The 17,376-nt window shown below is 65.1% G+C and carries 11 protein-coding genes and 2 pseudogenes; 6 read left to right on the top strand and 7 right to left on the bottom strand.

What is annotated here, in order from left to right:
* Nucleotides 1-12 precede the first annotated feature (12 nt).
* Nucleotides 13-1,479, top strand: a complete 1,467-nt coding sequence (locus ACQCSZ_RS25155) for a PLP-dependent aminotransferase family protein (protein ID WP_427008523.1) — start codon at nt 13-15, stop codon at nt 1,477-1,479.
* A 108-nt stretch (nt 1,480-1,587) separates the two neighbouring features.
* Here the strand turns inward: ACQCSZ_RS25155 and xsc are convergent, their stop codons facing one another.
* Nucleotides 1,588-3,348: a sulfoacetaldehyde acetyltransferase gene (xsc, locus tag ACQCSZ_RS25160; RefSeq protein ID WP_427008660.1), complete on the bottom strand. Its 1,761-nt coding sequence runs from the start codon at nt 3,346-3,348 to the stop codon at nt 1,588-1,590.
* Nucleotides 3,349-3,716: 368 nt separating this feature from the next.
* Here xsc and ACQCSZ_RS25165 point away from each other — a divergent pair, with 368 nt between their 5' ends.
* The 3 genes from ACQCSZ_RS25165 (at nt 3,717) to ACQCSZ_RS25175 (ending at nt 7,395) form a co-directional block, all read left to right on the top strand.
* Complete coding sequence (locus ACQCSZ_RS25165; RefSeq protein ID WP_427008524.1) at nt 3,717-4,607, top strand: IclR family transcriptional regulator; 891 nt, start codon at nt 3,717-3,719, stop codon at nt 4,605-4,607.
* 8 nt (nt 4,608-4,615) lie between these two features.
* Complete coding sequence (locus ACQCSZ_RS25170; protein WP_427008661.1) at nt 4,616-5,614, top strand: AAA family ATPase; 999 nt, start codon at nt 4,616-4,618, stop codon at nt 5,612-5,614.
* A gap of 131 nt (nt 5,615-5,745) precedes the next feature.
* Nucleotides 5,746-7,395 (top strand): cobaltochelatase CobT-related protein, encoded by a 1,650-nt coding sequence (locus ACQCSZ_RS25175; RefSeq protein ID WP_427008662.1) that lies wholly within the window; start codon nt 5,746-5,748, stop codon nt 7,393-7,395.
* 135 nt (nt 7,396-7,530) lie between these two features.
* Here the strand turns inward: ACQCSZ_RS25175 and ACQCSZ_RS25180 are convergent, their stop codons facing one another.
* A complete protein-coding gene (locus ACQCSZ_RS25180; protein ID WP_427008525.1) occupies nt 7,531-8,946 on the bottom strand; it encodes an amino acid permease in 1,416 nt (471 codons plus the stop codon).
* A gap of 477 nt (nt 8,947-9,423) precedes the next feature.
* Nucleotides 9,424-10,669 (bottom strand): annotated as a pseudogene (locus tag ACQCSZ_RS25185) (IS256 family transposase).
* 405 nt (nt 10,670-11,074) lie between these two features.
* Between ACQCSZ_RS25185 and ACQCSZ_RS25190 the strand changes: the two are divergent.
* Nucleotides 11,075-11,366: pseudogene (locus ACQCSZ_RS25190) on the top strand (substrate-binding domain-containing protein).
* A gap of 270 nt (nt 11,367-11,636) precedes the next feature.
* Here ACQCSZ_RS25190 and ACQCSZ_RS25195 read toward each other — a convergent pair.
* Nucleotides 11,637-12,764 (bottom strand): IS630 family transposase, encoded by a 1,128-nt coding sequence (locus ACQCSZ_RS25195; protein WP_427008526.1) that lies wholly within the window; start codon nt 12,762-12,764, stop codon nt 11,637-11,639.
* Nucleotides 12,765-12,812: 48 nt separating this feature from the next.
* Between ACQCSZ_RS25195 and ACQCSZ_RS25200 the strand changes: the two genes are divergently transcribed.
* A complete protein-coding gene (locus ACQCSZ_RS25200; RefSeq protein ID WP_427008527.1) occupies nt 12,813-13,145 on the top strand; it encodes a hypothetical protein in 333 nt (110 codons plus the stop codon).
* Nucleotides 13,146-13,171: 26 nt separating this feature from the next.
* On the opposite strand, the gene ACQCSZ_RS25205 is transcribed toward ACQCSZ_RS25200, so the two are convergent.
* The 3 genes from ACQCSZ_RS25205 to ACQCSZ_RS25215 all read right to left on the bottom strand — a co-directional run bounded on the left by ACQCSZ_RS25205 (nt 13,172) and on the right by ACQCSZ_RS25215 (nt 17,339).
* Nucleotides 13,172-14,464 carry an MFS transporter gene (locus tag ACQCSZ_RS25205; RefSeq protein WP_427008528.1) on the bottom strand — a complete coding sequence of 431 codons (1,293 nt, stop codon included), beginning with the start codon at nt 14,462-14,464 and terminating at the stop codon, nt 13,172-13,174.
* 467 nt (nt 14,465-14,931) lie between these two features.
* A complete protein-coding gene (locus ACQCSZ_RS25210) occupies nt 14,932-16,503 on the bottom strand; it encodes an amidase (protein WP_427008529.1) in 1,572 nt (523 codons plus the stop codon).
* 80 nt (nt 16,504-16,583) lie between these two features.
* Nucleotides 16,584-17,339 (bottom strand): GntR family transcriptional regulator, encoded by a 756-nt coding sequence (locus ACQCSZ_RS25215; protein ID WP_427008530.1) that lies wholly within the window; start codon nt 17,337-17,339, stop codon nt 16,584-16,586.
* Nucleotides 17,340-17,376: the final 37 nt, after the last annotated feature.

Below are 17,376 nucleotides of genomic sequence, written 5' to 3' on the forward strand. Positions count from 1 at the left end.
GAGAGGCAATACATGCCACGGACGCTCATAGAGATTGACCGCAATTCCAGTGAGCCGCTGTACCGGCAGGTTCGCCGCGTCCTCGAACACGGTATCGCTGTGGGTATCTTCGACGCCCGCCGCAGGTTGCCCAGCTCTCGGGAGCTGGCGGCCGAGCTCAAGGTTGCCCGCAATACCATCAACCTCGCGTACCAGGAACTGCTCACCGAGGGTCTGGTGCTCAGCCATGAACGCAGCGGGATCTTCGTGAACCCGGAGATGCTGGCTGCCGCCGAATCCCAGGTGCCGGCAACGGATTCCATGATCGACTGGTCCTCCAGGATGCGGCGCTACGCCGACGAGGGCGTCCCCGAGGTGGAGAAAACAGCCGACTGGTACTCCTACCCTTACCCGTTCGTCGCCGGCCAGATCGATGTCCACAGCTTCCCAGCCACGGCCTGGGTGCGGAGCCTGCGCGAAGCCCTGTACCAGCCCCACCGTTTTGCCAGCCTCCAGGACAGCGTGGGCGCCGACGACCCCATGCTGGTCGAGATGATCCGGCGCCAGATCCTTCCGGCACGCGGCATTGAGGCCGGGCCGGACGAAATCCTGATCACCGTCGGATCCCAGCAGGGACTGGACCTGCTGGCCAGGACCCTGCTCGGCCCCCACCAGCGCGTGGGCATCGAGAACCCCGGCTATCTTGACGCGCGCCATATCTTCATGCGCACCGGCGCACAGGTCTACGGAATCGACGTCGACCAGGACGGGCTCTGCCTCCCCGGGACCCTCAGCGGCACCGCCCTGCTCTACGTCACGCCCAGCCACCAGCACCCCACCAACGTCACCCTGAGCATGGAGCGCCGCCGTCGGCTGCTCACGCTCGCCGCCGCTTCCGGCACGGTTGTCATCGAGGACGACTACGATAGCGAGTTCCGCTACGAAGGCAGCCCCAGCCCCGCTCTGAAGGCACTGGATTCCACCGGCGACGTCCTGTACCTGGGCACGTTCTCCAAGTTCCTCTCCCCCGGGCTGCGGCTGGGCTTCCTGGTGGGGCCCGCCGAGCTGGTCAGGGAACTGCGCAGGGTGCGGCGGTACCAGGTGCGCCACCCTCCCGGGCACATGCAGCGCGCGCTGGCCCTGATGATCGACAGCGGCGACTACCACCGCGCCCTGCGTCGGCACCGCAGGCAGTTGAAAACCCGCTGGGAAACGATTACCCAGCTCTCCGCGCAGTGCCTGCCCTGGGAACAGGGCCCGTACCCGCCCGGCGGAGTCAGCCTGTGGATGGAGGGCCCCGCCCGGCTTGATGCCGTGGAGCTGGTCCGCCGTGCCGAACAGCGCGGCGTGCTGATCGAGCGGGGCGATATCTTCTTCAGCCAAGCGGATCCGCCGCGGAACTGCTTCCGGATAGGCTTCGGCGCCATTCCGACGCGCTCCATTGCCGAAGGCCTGGCGCGGGTAGGCGATGCGGCGAGGGAACTGCTCGCCGAAGGGTAGCAAGCAGCACGGCTGAGACAGCTCGGCATCGAAACAGCAAAGACTCCCCGGACCTTCGGCCCGGGGAGTCTTTGCGTCGGCTACGACTTCTTGGGCGTGCCGTCCGGTTTAGACGTAGTCCTTGTACTTCTCGAGCATGCGGACCGGCTTGGCGAGGGCATCGCGACGGAAGGGATCACCCAGTTCGCGGGTGCACATGATCTCGATGACGGTGGTCTTGCCTTCATCCATCTGGGCAGCGAGAGCGCGCTTGAGAGCGGGGCCGACCTCGTCGAGCTGGTCGACGACGATGCCTTCGGCGCCCATGGTCTGTGCCATGGCGGCGAAGCTCTCGTTCTCGTTATCCAGTTCGCCGGCCACGAAGCGGCGGTTGTAGAACTCCACCTGGTTCTTCTTCTCCGCACCCCACTGGCGGTTGCGGAAGACGATGGCGGTGACCGGGATGTCGTGCCGGACGGCGGTGAGGACTTCGCCCATGCTCATGGCCCAGGCGCCGTCGCCGGCGTAGGCCACTGCGGGTCGGTCCATGGCCGCAGCCTTGGCGCCGATCATGGTCGGCAGCGCGTAGCCGCAGTTGCCGAAGCTCATCGGGGCGAAGAAGCTGCGCGGCTTCTCGAAGCGGAGGTAGCTGTGGGCGACGGAGTTGATGTTGCCGATGTCGGTGGAGATCATGACGTTCTCCGGCATCGCCTTTTCCAGTTCGCGCAGCACCTGGCGCGGGGACAGCCAGTTGCCCTCCTCGTTCTTGTGCTCCTCGAGCATGTCCAGGCTGTACTCATCCTTCTCATGAGTCCACGCCGTCAATTCCTCTTCCCAGCTTTCCTTTTCCGCCTTGATGGTGGCGGCACGCTCGGCCTTGGTGGCGTCGCAGGTAAGGGTGAGCTGGTCCAGTCGTTTGCCCAGTTCGAGGGCCACGGCCTTGGCATCGCCGCAGATGCCGACGCTGATCTTCTTGACCAGGCCGAGCATGGTGTGGTCCGCGTCGATCTGGATGATCTTGGCTTCGGCGGGCCAGTAGGCCGCACCGTACTGCGGCAGGGTGCCGAAAGGGCCCAAACGGGTGCCCAGGGCAATGACGACGTCGGCCTGGGAGATGAGCTTCATGCCGGCCTTGGATCCCTGGTAGCCGAGCGGTCCGGCCCAGAGCGGGTGGCTGGCCGGGAAGGAGTCGTTGTGCTGGTAGCTGTTGACGACCGGGGCGCCCAGGCGCTCGGCGAGGGCTTTGCATTCCTCGACGCCGTCGGCCATGACCACGCCGCCGCCGGATACGATCACCGGGAACTTGGCCGTAGCGAGCAGGGCCGCGGCCTCGTCCAGGCTCCTGGTGCCGCCGGCACCGCGGTCCACGCGGCGCGGCTGCGGGATCTCGGTGGTGATCTCGCCGTAGAAGTAGTCACGCGGGATGTTCAGCTGGGTGGGTCCGTTTTCGGACATGGCACGGTCGAAGCAGCGGCCGGTGAATTCGGCCATCCGGGCCGGGTGCGTCACGTGGCCCTGGTATTTGGTGAATTCCTGGAACATGGGCAGCTGCTTGGCTTCTTGGAAGCCGCCGAGCCCGATCCCCGTGGTGCCGGCCTCGGGCGTCACGATGACGACGGGGCTGTGGGCCCAGAATGCGGCGGCGATGCCGGTGACGCAGTTGCTGATGCCGGGACCGTTCTGGCCGATGACCACGCCATGACGGCCGCTGGCCCGGGCATAGCCATCGGCCATGTGCGCGGCACCCTGTTCGTGGACCACCGGGACCAGGCGGATGCCGGCGGGGGCAAAGATGTCCATGGCGTCCATGAAAGCTGAACCCATGATGCCGAAAATGTCGGTGACGTCGTTGGCGACCAGGGTCTCCACGAAGGCCTCCGACGGCGTCATCTTCTGTACGCCCTTGACTACTTCACGCGCGCCCTTGGCCGGTGCTTCCTGGGCCGGGGCGCCATTGCCCTGCGCGCCGGATGCCTCCGTGACGGACGCTTCTGCAGTGCCGTCCTCGGCGCGTGAAATTCCGACGGATTCCTCGACGGTGCTCTGGCTCATGTTGACTGCTCCTTTTCCAGGACTTCGCCTAGATACGCTAGATATATAAAAAATGGAACGGTAAGTTCCTGTTTTGGTACTGTTGCCGAGATTATGGCAAAAGTCAGGCATCGTCAACGGGTATTTCAAATATTTGGAACGGGAAGTACGATATTCTGGAAATAGATGCCGAAGAGAGTGCGGCTTGACCAGGTGGAGGACAACAGATGGCTGAGATTCACAGGCTCGGTGAGCCGGGCGCGCAGGCACCGACAGAGCTGGCCGGGGACACCCCCACCATGCGGCTGTTCTCGCTGCTGGAACTGATCGCCACGAAGGACCAGCTCTTCACCCTCCAGGGCCTGGTGGAGGAAACGGGCACCCCCAAGCCCACCCTGCACCGCATGCTGCAGCAGCTGGAAAGCTCCGGCCTGCTGATCCGTGAAAACAACGGCCGGCACTACGGGACCGGGGTCCGGCTGCGGCGCATGGCCGAGGACCTGCTGATCAACGACATGCACCACGGGGCACGCCGTGCCGTGCTGCGCAACCTGGTCGCGGAACTGGGCGAAAGCTGCAACGTGACGGCCGTGTCCGGCAGCGAGGTGGTCTACCTGGACCGCATCGAAACCTCCGAACCGCTGCGGATCACGCTGCAGGCCGGTTCCAGGGTTCCGGTCCACTGCTCGGCCAGCGGGAAGATGATCCTCTCCCAGCTCAGCCCGGCACAGCGCAAGCGCCTCATTGCCGCCGCGCCCCTGGAGCGCTACACGAACAAGACCGTGACGGACCCCGAACTGATCGAAGAGCAGCTTCAGCGCGTCCGCAGGGACGGCTACGCGATCGATGACGAGGAATTCCTGCCGGGCATGGTCTGCGTCGCGGTGCTGGTGCCCACGAGCAATGCCGTGTCCAACCTCTGCGTTGCCGTCCAGGCTCCGGTCATGCGGCTCACCCCGGAGAAGGGGCTGAAGCTGCTTCCCGCCCTGCAGCGTGCTGCGGCGGCGATCGGCCGGATCGAGGCCGAGTCCGGCGCCGGGGAAGGAACGGCCGACGGCGGCAGCCCGGCCGGAGCGGGCGGCGCCGACGGGGCGGAGGACGAGCTGTGGACCAGCTGACGCGCCTGATGCCCGATGAAATGCTCTCCGTCCGGGAGGTGTTCAACCTCGACTCGGACCTGATGGTGGCTGGATTCCGGGAAGCCGACGAGCACGTCCCCGAGGTGGACCCGGCCTACCGGTTCAACCACGACGTCACGCTGGCCATCCTGGCCGCGTTCACCCGCAACCGGCGGATGCTGCTCCAAGGGCTCCACGGGACAGGCAAGTCCACGCATATCGAGCAGGTGGCTGCACGGCTGAACTGGCCCTGCGTGCGGGTGAACCTGGACGGCCACATCAGCAGGCTTGATCTGGTGGGCCGGGACACCGTGGTCCTGAAAGACGGCAAGCAGATCACCGAGTTCCAGGAGGGCATTGTCCCCTGGGCCATCCAGCGGCCTATGGCCCTGATCCTGGATGAGTACGACGCCGGGCGGCCGGACGTGATGTTCGTGATCCAGCGGCTCCTGGAGCGCGACGGCAAGCTGACACTGCTCGACCAGAACCGGGTCCTGGACGTGCACCCCGGCTTCCGGCTCTTTGCCACGGCCAACACCGTGGGCTTGGGTAACCTCAACGGCATGTACCACGGCGTCCAGCGGCTCAACCATGCCCAGATCGACCGCTGGAACATCGTCGCGGCCCTGAACCACCCTCCGGCGGAGGACGAGATCGGGATTGTGCTGTCACGGTTGCCGGAGATGGATTACCCGGCCGGCCGGAAAATGGTGGCCTCCATGGTGGCCGTGGCCAAGCTGACGCGGGACGGCTTCCGGGTGGGCGATCTGTCCACCCTGATGTCCCCGCGCACTGTGATCACCTGGGCCGAAAACATCGAGATCTTCGGCGATCCGGGCAAAGCGTTCCAGCTGTCCTTCGTCAACAAATGCGACGAAGCCGAGCAGCCTGTCATCGCCGAATACTTCCAGCGCTGCTTCGACCGGGAACTGGAAGCACCGCGGACGGCAGGGTATCTGCCGGACACACCGCAGACCGCCGCTGTCTTCGCCGCCGCGGCCGGATAGGCCCGCCCATGGCCTCGCTGGCGGAACAGACGGAGCAGGCGGCGAAGGAACTGGCGGAGACCGCCTCCCGGCACCAAGCGGCCGCGTCGCTGCGCCGCCGCAAGCAGACCGTTGAACTGTGCGCCGCGGCCATGCGCGCGCTCAGCGGGCAGGGCGGCCTGCATTTCCGCGGCCCTGCCCTCTACCGGGAAAGCACCCCGGTGGCCATGCCCGCCCCGCATCTGCACCCGGATGACAACGACGCCGCCCTGGCTTCCTTCCGCGGCGCAGCCGACGGCATGGCTCTGCGGCTGCGGCACAGCGACGCCGCCCTCCACGGCCGGCTCTGCCCGGCGACGCCCGCGCGCTTGCTGGTGTTCGAGATGCTGGAACAGTTCCGCACCGAGTCGCTGTCCCACCCCGCCATGCCGGGGGTCCGGGCCAACCTGAACGGCCGTTTCCAGCAGTGGTCCCGGGAGTTCGAGGCGTCCACCCTGGTCGACACGGCCCTGGGGATCATCCTCTTCACCGTCGCCCAGGTCTGCCGGGCGCGGATCACTGCCGAGCCGATGTCCCCCGACTTCGAGGACCGGATCGAATCGACCCGGGCCGAGCTTGCCCCGTACCTCGGCACCCATCTGGCCGCCCTGCGCCGGGAACGGTTCTCCCAGTCCGGTTTCGCCCGCCATGCCCTTGCCATTGCGGAAACCGTTGCCGCCCTCAGCGAGCACCTGGAAGCCCGCGAAGCGCGGCCCGCCCGCTCGAGCAGCCGGGTGCCGCAGTTCCGGCTGCTCTTCGACCAGGACAGCAACGGCGACGCCGTCCCCACCGCAGGGTACGGGCACAGCGATGCCCTTCCGGCCGGCGGCGGCTACCGGAAGTTCACCACGGCCCATGACCGCCAGTTCCAGGCCGCGGACCTGATCCGCGCCGGGCTGCTCCGCGGCTACCGGCAACAGCTCGACGATGATATCGCCCGCCAAGGCATCAACGTGCCCCGGCTGGGCCGCGCCCTGGGAGCGGTGCTGTCCACCGCCATCCACGACGGCTGGGACGGCGACGCCTTAGAGGGCCGGATCGACGGCAGCCGGCTCGCCCGGCTGGTCACGTCCTCCGGCGACCGCAGGGTCTTCAGGACCGAACGGATCGAACCCCGGACCGATGCCACGGTGACGTTCCTGGTTGACTGCTCCGGGTCCATGAAGGAATACAGTGCCGCCGTGGCCGCACTCGTGGACGTCTATGCGCGCGCCCTCGAACTCGCCGGTGCGCGGTGCGAGATCCTCGGCTTCACCACCGCCGCCTGGAACGGCGGCCGTGCCGGGAAGGACTGGATCCGCGCCGGCAGGCCCGCACATCCGGGGCGGCTCAACGAGGTGCGGCATCTGGTCTTCAAGGACGCCGATACCCCGTGGCGGCGGGCCCGCCCGGGGATTGCCGGGCTGATGAAGAAGGACCTGTTCCGTGAGGGGGTCGACGGCGAAGCCGTGGACTGGGCCTGTGCTCGCCTCAACGGCGGCGCCGGAAGCAACGACGCCGAACGGCGCATCCTGCTGGTGGTTTCCGACGGCAGCCCGATGGACGGCGCCACCGCCCTGGCCAACGACGGCCACTATCTGGAACAGCACCTGCAGGATGCGGTGGCAGCGCACGAGGCCGCAGGCAGCGTGGAGATCTTCGGACTGGGCGTCGGGCTGGATCTCTCACCGTACTACCGGCGGAACATCTCCCTGGACCTGTCCCGCGGAACCACCAGCGCCGTCGTCGGGCAGGTCCTGGCCATGCTGGCCGGACGCCGCTGACAACGGTCGTCCGTCGGGCGCCATCGGGCGCAAGGGACCTGCCTTAAAACACTAGAGCCCGCTGCGGGACGGTGCCTCCGTTGGCACTGTCCCGCAGCGGGCTCCGCGGGCCGGATGGTCGCTCCGGCCTGAAGATCAGGTGCGGGCTGCTACTGCTTCGTTGTCCGGGTCTGCCTGCAGCTCCTCGTCGGTCCCGGCCAGGTCCTCGGGCAGTTCGGCGGCGTCGTTGCCGGCATCTTCTCCCGGCTTCCTGCCGTAGCGCCGGCGCAGCTCGTAGCTGAGCAGGATGACAATGAGCGTCACGCCGCTCATCACAAACTGGGTCTGGGTGCTGGGCAGCAATGCCATGGCTGCGATCACTGAGAGCATGAGTGCGATGGTTGCGTAGCTCAGCCACGGGAACAGCCACATCTTCAGCTTCAGCGCCGCAGGGTCGTCCTGGTCCAGTCGTTTGCGCAGCACCACCTGGGAGACGGCGATGGCGAGGTAGACGAAGAGTGCCACGGCACCGTAGGAGTTCACCAGGAAAGAGAACACCACATCGCCCCACATGTAGACACAGACAACGGAAACGTACCCCACGGTGGTGCCCAGCAGGATGGCGCGGCGCGGGACGCCGCCCTTGGACAGTTTGGTGAAGAACCTGGGGGCATCGCCGTTGCGGGTGAGGGCAAACAGCATCCGCGAGGTGGTGTACAACGCGGAGTTCAGGCAGGAGAGCACGGCAGTGAGAACGATGACGTTCATGATGGTGGACACCGCTGGAATGCCCATCACGTCCAATACAGCCGCGTACGGGCTCACCCCGACGCTCTCGGCGTCCCATCGCTGGATGGCCACCACAACAAATATCGACCCTACGTAGAAAGTCACCACCCGGGCCACAATGGAGCGCATAGCCTTCCTGACGGAACGCTCGGGGTCCTCCGACTCGGCGGCCGCAATGGTGATGATTTCCGCTCCGGTGTAGAAGGCCACGCAGGGAACGACGGCGGCCAGCACCGCGCCCCAGCCCAACGGCGTGAAGCCGCCGTGGTCAAACAGGTTGCCGATTCCCGGGGTGGACTCGGGCCACAGCCCGGTAATCCACAGGATGCCCAACCCTAGGAACACCACGATGGCAACTACCTTGATGGAGCTGAACCAGTACTCGAACTCGCCAAAGGAACGGGCCGAAACCATGTTGGTTGCACTCAGCACCACCATCAGGCCGAGGCTGAGTATCCACAGCGGGACCATGGGGAACCACAGTTGGATGATGCGGCCGCCGGCTATCGCCTCAACGGCAACGACAATCACAAAGAAGTACCAATACATCCAGCCGGTGGTGAACCCCGCACGCTGGCCTAGGGCTTGGCGCGCATATACATAAAAAGAGCCCACCACCGGGCGCGCAACGGCCATTTCAGCCAGCATCCGCATGAGGAGCAAAGTGATGACGCCTGCGATGGCAAAGGAAATGATTGCGGCCGGGCCGGTGCTGCTGATTACAACGCCACTGCCGACGAATAGCCCGGCACCAATGACGCCCCCAATGGCAATCAAATTCATGTGTCTGTTCTTGAGGCCTTTGCTAAGGCCGGCATTCTCAACCTGCCGGGGTTCGGCTTGATACACGTGTCCTCCAGGATGCTCTGACGAAACCTATTCGGAGCCTGTGCCACGATGCGCCAGGCTAAGGCCCACCGGAGGTCGGTCCGCACAGCATTGTGACGAAGTGATTCCGATCACTCCTTCAGGTGTAGCCCCAACCTACGCAGGTGTCGTTGGGACGCACAGGGCCAGATCAAGCGGAAAAGTGGGAGCCAGCGGCGGCCGGTCCTTGCCGACCTCGTTGGTCAGCGGCAGCAATGCGCCATGACAGGTCTTACGGGCACGGATCCGCATAGTGGCGTTGGACCAACTGAGATCCTCCATGTGCAGTTGCACGACCTCACCTGCCCGCAGCCCCAGACAGGCCACGCACAGGATGATGGGTCAAGTCCAAATGCGTGGTGTAACGCGGTTGCCGCGTGATCCTTGGTTTCTTTAGGCGCTGAGCGCCAGTTCTGGGGTGTTCACTGCCTCCTCTGTGGTCGTGGTGCCGACGGCCTGGGCGTGTTGGATGATGTCCAGGCTGAGGTAGCGGCGGGCTTCGATCCAGTCATCGGGTTGCTCGGACAGGACGGCGCCCACAAGCTGGATGAGGGAGTTCCGGTCCGGGAAGATCCCGGCCACGTCTGTCCGCCTTCTGATCTCGCGATTGAGGCGTTCGATCGTGCGGGTTGTTGGACCACACCTGCCGCCAGAGGCCTTTCGGGAATGGCGTGAACGCGAGCACGTCGGCGCGGGCGGCTTCGAGGCGGTCCGCGACCTTGGGCAGCTTCTCTTCCAGGGCGCGCAGGACGCGGTCGAACTGGGCGTGCACGGCGTCCGCGTCGGGCTGGTCGTAAACACTGTGCAGCAGGGTTTTCACCCAGGGCCAGGAGGTCTTGGGTGTGAGGGACATCAGATTCGCCGCGTAGTGGGTTCTGCAACGCTGCCAGGACGCTCCGGGCAAGGTCGCCCCGATCGCCGCGACGAGCCCGGCGTGGGCATCGGAGGTCACCAGCTTCACCCCGGAGAGTCCCCGGGCGGTGAGGTCGCGGAAGAATCCCAGCCAGGCGGCCCCGTCCTCGGACGAGGTGGCCTGGATCCCCAGGACTTCCCGGTGCCCGTCGGCATTGACGCCGGTCGCGACCAGGGCATGGACGTTCGCGACCCGCCCGCCCTCGCGGACCTTCAGCACCAGCGCATCGGCGGCGACGAACGTGTACGGGCCCGCGTCCAGGGGCCGGGTCCGGAACTGCTCGACCTGTTCGTCGAGGTCCCGGGCCATGATGGAGACCTGGGACTTGGACAGGCGCGTGATACCCAGGGATTCGACGAGTTTCTCCATCCGCCGGGTGCTCACCCCGAGCAGGTAGCAGGTTGCCACGACGGAGGTCAGGGCGGCCTCGGCCCGGCGGCGGCGTTCCAGCAGCCAGTCCGGGAAATACGTGCCCTGGCGCAGCTTCGGGATGGCGACGTCAAGGGTCCCGGCACGGGTGTCGAAGTCCCGGTGCCGGTACCCGTTGAGGGAGTTTACCCGCTCCGTGGAGGCGATGCCGTATTCGGCGCCGCAGACGGCGTCGGCCTCGGCACCCATCAGGGCGGTGATGAAGGTCTGGAGCATCTGGCGGAGCAGGTCAGAGGACGCCTGCTCGAGCTGCTCGGACAGAAAACAGGTCGGATCGATAGAATAAGGTGCGGTCATCGCGGAGTTCTCCTTCAGGAAAGACATTGGACTGTCATTTCCAAGGATCACGCGGTGACCGCCTTCGCATCTGGCAACACGCCCGAGGTGGGCCGTTACACCACGCTAATGGACGTAACCCCGATCCAACACCGACTGTCCCGGAGCTTCATGCGCATACCGCCCGTACGCCGCCTCTTCGGCAGCCGTTAAATATTCACCAGCCATGCTCTCTCAACGATCGACGCTAGCAATCGTTGCGGTCGGATTGATCCTTAGCGCTACTTTTCCGCGGGATGGTCCTCGACCCCCGAACAGGAGGGGGTCCGAATTCAATTATTTGAAAAACCCGATCTGAAGTTTGAGCGCGGGCGCCAGATCGGCGATCTCATCGGAAATCTCCAACCCGACAAGCGGCCGGACGCCGTGTTTGCCGCCGACGACCAGCTGGCACTCGGACTCGTGCAGTCCTTCGCCGCCAACGGACTCCGTGTGCCCGAGGATCGCAATCATCGGTTTCGACGACATCGACTTCGCGTCCCAATCAAGCATTCCGCTCAGCTCGATCAGCCAGCCGCGGCAGCTCATCGGCGAACGTGCCGCCCAGCTCCTTTTCGAGGAGATCGTGGGAAAGAAATCGTGCAAGGACCCTAGCGGTTTTGGCCCGGTCTTCGTGCGCTCTGTCCCAACGCCCGCCCCCAGGCCAAGCAGCCTATGAATCCACAGGACCACGGTCGACGTAATTAGCTAACCAGTGTCCTGTGGGGCCTGCCGCTACGGAGATGTCAGTACAGCCCCCGATACTGCAGGCGCCGGGAAGGGCCCCTGCAGTCGCCGTGGTTAGCACCACGGCGGTGTCCGCGATGATGCTCCCGAGCGGCTGCGGTACCGCAGCCGCTCGGTCACGAAGATGGCAGCCGCCGCTACTGACGCACTGGTGGTCATTTTCGTTAGTTCGTCGGGGGTTACGCGGCTTTCCGGTGGCCTGTCAGGTCCTCGTGTTTGGCGAGACGGCGCAGGTATTCGTTGAGGTCGGTGCGGGTGTATTTCCAGTCGAAGGGCTCGGCGGTGGTGTTGTAGCGTTCCTGGAAGGCCAGGATCCGTTCCTCGAGTTCGCCGAGGTCTTTGAAGTCGCCGCCCGGGCGAGTCCGCTCGTCCAGGGCCGGTTAACAGAGACCTGGTTCAGCCAGGAGGCATGCACGGGCAGGTGCACCAGGACCGCGGTCGGCCACGCTTCGCTCATCCGCCCGATGGAGCGGGCCCCGTTGTGGGAGGAGCCGTTGTCCACTACCCAGAACACCCGGTTGGCTGACGCGTACGGTTCGGTGGTCATGACCTTCTCCACCAGGACGGCGAAGGGCTCGATCCCTGCCTTGGGTGCGATGGTGCCGATGACGTTCGCGCGGTCGACGTCGTAGGCGGCGAAGTAGGCCAGGGTCCCGCCGCGGCGGTATTCAAACTCGATCCGCCGGGTGCGCCCGGGAGCCGGCCCCAGTCCCGGATGGCGCCGGCGCAGGGCCTGCAGCTGGGACTTCTCATCGGCGCTGATCACGTAATCGTCCGCACCGAGTTCAACGCCGTTCCAGGTGCGCCCGTAGAGGTCCAGGACGCGGGCGGCCTTGGGGCCGAAGGCCGGGTCGCGGGGGAAAATCCAGGACCGGTGCTGCCAGGGTTTGATGGCGTCTTCGGCCAGCCAGCGGGCCACCGTGGCCGCGCTGATCGTCTCGACCAGGTGCTCGGCGACGGCCTGGGCGGCCAGTTCCGCGCTGGACCAGCGTGTCAGCGGCAGGTCTTTCTCCGCCGGCGGGGTGCAGGCCAGGGCCTTGATTCCGGCGACCTGGACCGGGGTGAAAGTGCACGGACGCCCGGACCGCGGCAGGTCGGCCAGAGCCTTCAGGCCGCCGGCGGCAAAGCGCCGGCGCCATTTGCGCACGGTATCGACATGGACCTGCAGCGCCGCGGCGATGGCGGCGTTGGGTTCCCCCCGGGCTGCGGCCAGCACGATCCGGGCACGCACCACGTCCCGGAATGCCAGCCGTTCCGAGCGCGCCCGGATCCTCAGGACGCCCTCCTCCGCCGGGGTCGGGACGACCGGGTAGGGGCTTTGAACTCTCATGCCTTCCGTTGTACGCCCCGCACAGCACTTTGGGGCAGAATGGAGCACATGGCCAGGATTCCCGAGTCGACGAAGACCTCGCTGGACCAGCGCCTGGCCGCACGGGCCAAAGAACGCTGGCCGCAAATCAGCACGGTCAACCTCCGTTTCCGGGCCGGTTTCGCCTACGTCGACGCCGTCCTGCCCGGCGGGGAAGTCCTGCCGCTGTGCCGGTTACGCTACGCCGGTTACGCCAACGCCTGGGGCTTCGCGATCTACCGGGCCAGTCACGAGGACTACCAGGACAACTACCTGCCCACCGGGCTGGCCGGCGGCACCGCCGAAGAAGCCCTCGACACCGCCTGCGGCCTCTACCTCAACGACCCCACCGCGTGGATCTGAACCCGACGAACTAACGAAAATGACCACTAGTCTCCTCGCGGATTTTGCCAGAGCAGGATAACCACGGTTACTGCGGCGGCGAACGGAACAACGGCGGCAACGACTGATCCGGCCGCGTAGGATCCGAGGGCTCCTGCTGAATCGAACAATGATAGAACGGGGCTGGCGGCGGCAAGCCCTGCGGCCATCCCCAGTTGACCTAGTGACGTCTTGACGGGAGCAACTGCCGCGGTGCGCGAAGGCCCCGCGATTTCGAACATCAGCTCGGACTGCGGTTGCTGTACCCACATGACTGCGGCTCCCACGACCAGACAACCAAGCAAGGGCACAGTAACAAGGGTTGCCGGGGAAATCAGCGTCTGCGCCACACCTGCGGTCACGAGCAAACCAAGTCCGCTGAGATACATTGCACGGCCGTTAAGTCTGAGGCAGCCTCTGGCGAAACCGGCTATGAGCGCACCGAAGACGCTGCCGCCGCCGATCAGTGCCGTGACCAGTCCCACTGTTGCCGTAGGTATCCCTGCCGCGGCGCCGAGGATGGGGTAGGCGCCCAGGAAGAATCCGTTGGAGAAGTTGAACCCCAGCCCTGCTAAGCCTGCGGCAAGGAAGCCGCGGTGGCGCAGCAGGGGCAGGATTCGTGTACCCGGAAACTTGCGTTGGCCCGGAACCGGATGCAGCAGAACACGGCAGGCGCCGCAGGCCAGGGCCGCCGCCAATGCCGTGAGCATGTAGGCACTCCTCCAGCCGGCGGCATCCACCAGGTCTCCGCCCAACGGACCGGCGAGAAGGATCGCGGCTGCATCCCAGGCGAGCCACATGGAGCACGCAATCGTCAGAGCCCGTCCCCTGTAATTGCCCGCGAGCACAGCTAGTCCGGCGGCGAAGAGCACGGCTGTGGCCGCGCCTGTCACGAGGCGGCCCGTTGCCAGGGACGGCACATCCCAGGCAAGTGCGCTTAGGAGACTGGAGCCCGTCAGTGCCGCCGCGGCAAGCACAGCGGCTCTGCGCAGGCCCCAACGTTGGCTCCAGCGGCCAGCCCCCAACATCGTGACGGCCAGCACGACCGTCGCCAGTGAACGCAGGACCGCGTTCTCGGTCGGACCTGCCCGGAAGGCCTCGCTGACAACCGGCATCGCCAACACGTGCAGTTGAGGATCGACTCCCAGCAAGGACGTTGCCAGGCACACAGCGACGAGTGGGCGGGTACGGCTTATCGACACTCGTAAACGATGCCGCTTAGAGGCCGATGATGAATGGATTCCGGGGCCGCGGCGGATACCGGGGGTGTTCCTCGCAGGTAATTTCAAACGGGAGAGCATACGTTTTCCTAATGGACGGCTTCGGGCGAGACATGGCAGCAGCCACCGTCCCGCCCGGGTCCCGTTCAAGTACCCAAGGACTCAGCCGAGGCTGAAGCCCGAAGCACCCGCATCCGAGGCGGGCAGCTCCTGCGGACTCCGCCGTCGGGCTGCCATAAACTCCTGCCACGGTTCCTTGCTCTCCCAACCTGTGGGACTGTCCTTGAAACCCTGCCAAGGACGCATGCCGGGCGGAGTTGACCCGGGACTCCTCGCTTTCTCCAACCGAAAGGCACAGAGCCGTTGGCTCCTGTGCCTCATACTCTGTGAAGCAGGCTGATGGCTGGGTGAGCCGTGCCACGGGTTTGCTCTTCTTCATCACGATGATCCGGTCACGAAAGGCCTCACCCATGCCCCTGCCCCTGATAGTGCCGTAAATCTGCGCGGATAGTTTTCGGCGCAGGACCCGGAATGCCACAGGCGCGCGTTTAGGAGCCATAGGATGGAGCGCTCCGGAGCGCGCCCATATTTGCTTCGATAATGGAAGCCAGCATCAGTAAGTGAGAATCTGCGTACCGGGCGCCGACGAGTTGCATTCCGATGCCTGCCCCGCGTTCATCAAGCAGGAACGGAAGACTGAGGGCCGGATTCCCCGTGAGGTTGAACGGCAGGGTGAGGGCGTTCATACTTCCACGCAAGCGGTTCGGGCCCTCGTCGTCCGAGTTTCCGTCTATCTCGTTAAGCAGCGGAGCTGTAATGGGCATCGTTGGAGTCATAATGACATCCACTTGGTCGAAAGCGGTTTCGACCTCGTGGTGAAGGTCCTGACGCAGCAGCTGGCAGTGCGCGTAGTCTGCCGCTGTGATGAACATTCCCGCCTCCAGCCTCAGGCGGACATCGTCGGGCAGCATGCTGGCCCGCTCTCTGAGCAGGTCTTTGAACGTGTGGAGAGCCTCGGGTCCCAAGGTGCACAGCATGATCCCCGGCGCCGCTGCCAAAGTGGGCAGGTGGATCCGCCTGAGACGTGCACCCAGTTCGCGCACAAGTCCCTTGGCCTGCTCGAAGGCTGCGCGGATCGGCGGGGCCAGCAAGCCCTCTACGTAGGAGTCGGCGAGACCGATCGTTACGCCCGTGAGCGGCCTTTCGCTGAAGTGAATGCCATCGGCGACCTTGATTTCTTTCCCGTCGAAGCCACGCATGGCATTCAGGGCAGCTTGTGCGTCCGCGATTGTCCGGGTCAGCGGGCCGATGTGGTCGAGGCTGGGAGCCAGGGGTTGCGTGCCTTTGGAGGGCACTGTTGAATACGTGGGTTTCACACCTACGACACCGCACAGTGCGGCGGGCATGCGGATGGACCCGGCGGTATCGGTTCCTACGGCTATGTCGGCCAGGCCGGCGGCCACGGCGGCTGCGGATCCGCCGCTTGAGCCACCGGCCACGACGGCCTTGTTCAGCGGGTTGCGTACGGGCCCGAAATCGCTGCTTGTGCTGAACGGGCCGTAGGCCAGCGCATGGAGATTCGCGGTACCGATGATGATCCCGCCAGCGGCGCGCAGGCGGGACACGACGAGCGAATCCTTCCCGTTATCGGAGCGCAGGGCCGCCGTCCCCGCGGAAATCCGTGAACCACGGACCCCCATGATGTCTTTCACGGTGACAATCGCACCGCCAAGCGGACCGATGGTTTTTCCCCGGGCGAGTCTGGCGTCCAGCAAACGGGCATCGGCCAGGGCTTCCCTGAAAAAGACGCGGGTGAATGCGTTGAGATCAGCGTGTGCCTCGATTCGAGCCAACGTCTCCTCAACCCGTTCAGCGATCGATTCTCCCTCGGCCCGGTCCCAGGTGTGGGAGGCTCCGGTTTGCTCCAGTGCGCCTTCGCGATCTCCATTGCTTAACGGACGCCGTACGTAGTCTGGCGGCCTTGTAGAGACCGGCGCCCACCCTCGGACACTTTCAAGCACCGGATGGTCTTGGCTGATGCGCTCACGCCAAATGTCCATACGGCCGGTTCCATCCACCCCGAAGCCGGCCGCTATGCATGTCAGTTCTTCGTTGTTCACAATGGATGAACTCTCTCTGGTGCACCGGTACCGCGCACACTGTGCCAGGTTATGAGGAGGGTAATCTCGCCCTTGGGGGCTTAGGAGTTACGATCCATAAGTTGAGACAGGGCCTTTCCTGCCGTGCGGATATGGAATCGAACTGCTTTTTCAGCGGCGCGCGGGTCCCCGGCCCGAAGCGCGTCAACGATGGCTTCATGCTCGCTGAGTGATGCTTCCGGGCGCCCGGGTACGCGTGCAGAAATGTTGTTTCCCATGCGCATCTGGCCGAAGAGGTTATCGGCAACGCCGACCAACCGTTTGTTTCCGGAACCAAGCCACATCAGCTGGTGGAATCTGACATCCAGCTCCACATAACCGGATAGATCCCCGGCGGCGACGGCCGCGCGCTGTTCTTCCAGGAGTTGGTCCATGTCGTCGGCAAGTTCGAGACGCGAAGGGGATTGCGCGGCCCGGCGGCTCGCTATTCCTTCGAGTGCTTCCCGGAGTTCGTAGATCTCCATCAGGTCATCAACACTCAGCGACGGAACGAAGAATCCACGGTGGTCGTGGGATTCCAGCAGGCCCTGGCGCTCAAGGGTGGCGAGAGCTGTTCGAATCGGCGTGGCCGAGAGCCCCAGGCGCTCGATCAGCGGCCGAACCGTGACCCGGTCGCCCGGCAACAGGTCGCCTGAGAGAATCAACTTACGGATCTCCGTGTGCGCCACGCTGACCAATCCGTCGCCGCGTACAGCGTCCACATCCATGCTGACACGCCCGGCCTCGAAAGTCTTATTCACAAAATTCAAACTATCACTCTTGACCGCCGGGTTGAAGCATGTAAGGCTTTTTTTCAATCAAAAATCAAAAATTTTAGGTCAGAATCCAGAGTAG

Source organism: Pseudarthrobacter sp. H2 (genome assembly GCF_050157045.1).
Classification (GTDB): domain Bacteria; phylum Actinomycetota; class Actinomycetes; order Actinomycetales; family Micrococcaceae; genus Arthrobacter.

Bases quoted from the DNA above. Each gene is read 5' to 3' on its own strand.
- ACQCSZ_RS25155 (WP_427008523.1), top strand. From the start codon at position 13: ATGCCACGGACGCTCATAGAGATTGACCGCAATTCCAGTGAGCCGCTG.
- ACQCSZ_RS25170 (WP_427008661.1), top strand. From the start codon at position 4,616: ATGCCCGATGAAATGCTCTCCGTCCGGGAGGTGTTCAACCTCGACTCG.
- ACQCSZ_RS25200 (WP_427008527.1), top strand. From the start codon at position 12,813: ATGGCCAGGATTCCCGAGTCGACGAAGACCTCGCTGGACCAGCGCCTG.
- ACQCSZ_RS25205 (WP_427008528.1), bottom strand. From the start codon at position 14,464: ATGCTCTCCCGTTTGAAATTACCTGCGAGGAACACCCCCGGTATCCGC.
- ACQCSZ_RS25175 (WP_427008662.1), top strand. From the start codon at position 5,746: ATGCGCGCGCTCAGCGGGCAGGGCGGCCTGCATTTCCGCGGCCCTGCC.
- ACQCSZ_RS25195 (WP_427008526.1), bottom strand. From the start codon at position 12,764: ATGAGAGTTCAAAGCCCCTACCCGGTCGTCCCGACCCCGGCGGAGGAG.
- xsc (WP_427008660.1), bottom strand. From the start codon at position 3,348: ATGACGCCGTCGGAGGCCTTCGTGGAGACCCTGGTCGCCAACGACGTC.
- ACQCSZ_RS25165 (WP_427008524.1), top strand. From the start codon at position 3,717: ATGGCTGAGATTCACAGGCTCGGTGAGCCGGGCGCGCAGGCACCGACA.
- ACQCSZ_RS25180 (WP_427008525.1), bottom strand. From the start codon at position 8,946: ATGAATTTGATTGCCATTGGGGGCGTCATTGGTGCCGGGCTATTCGTC.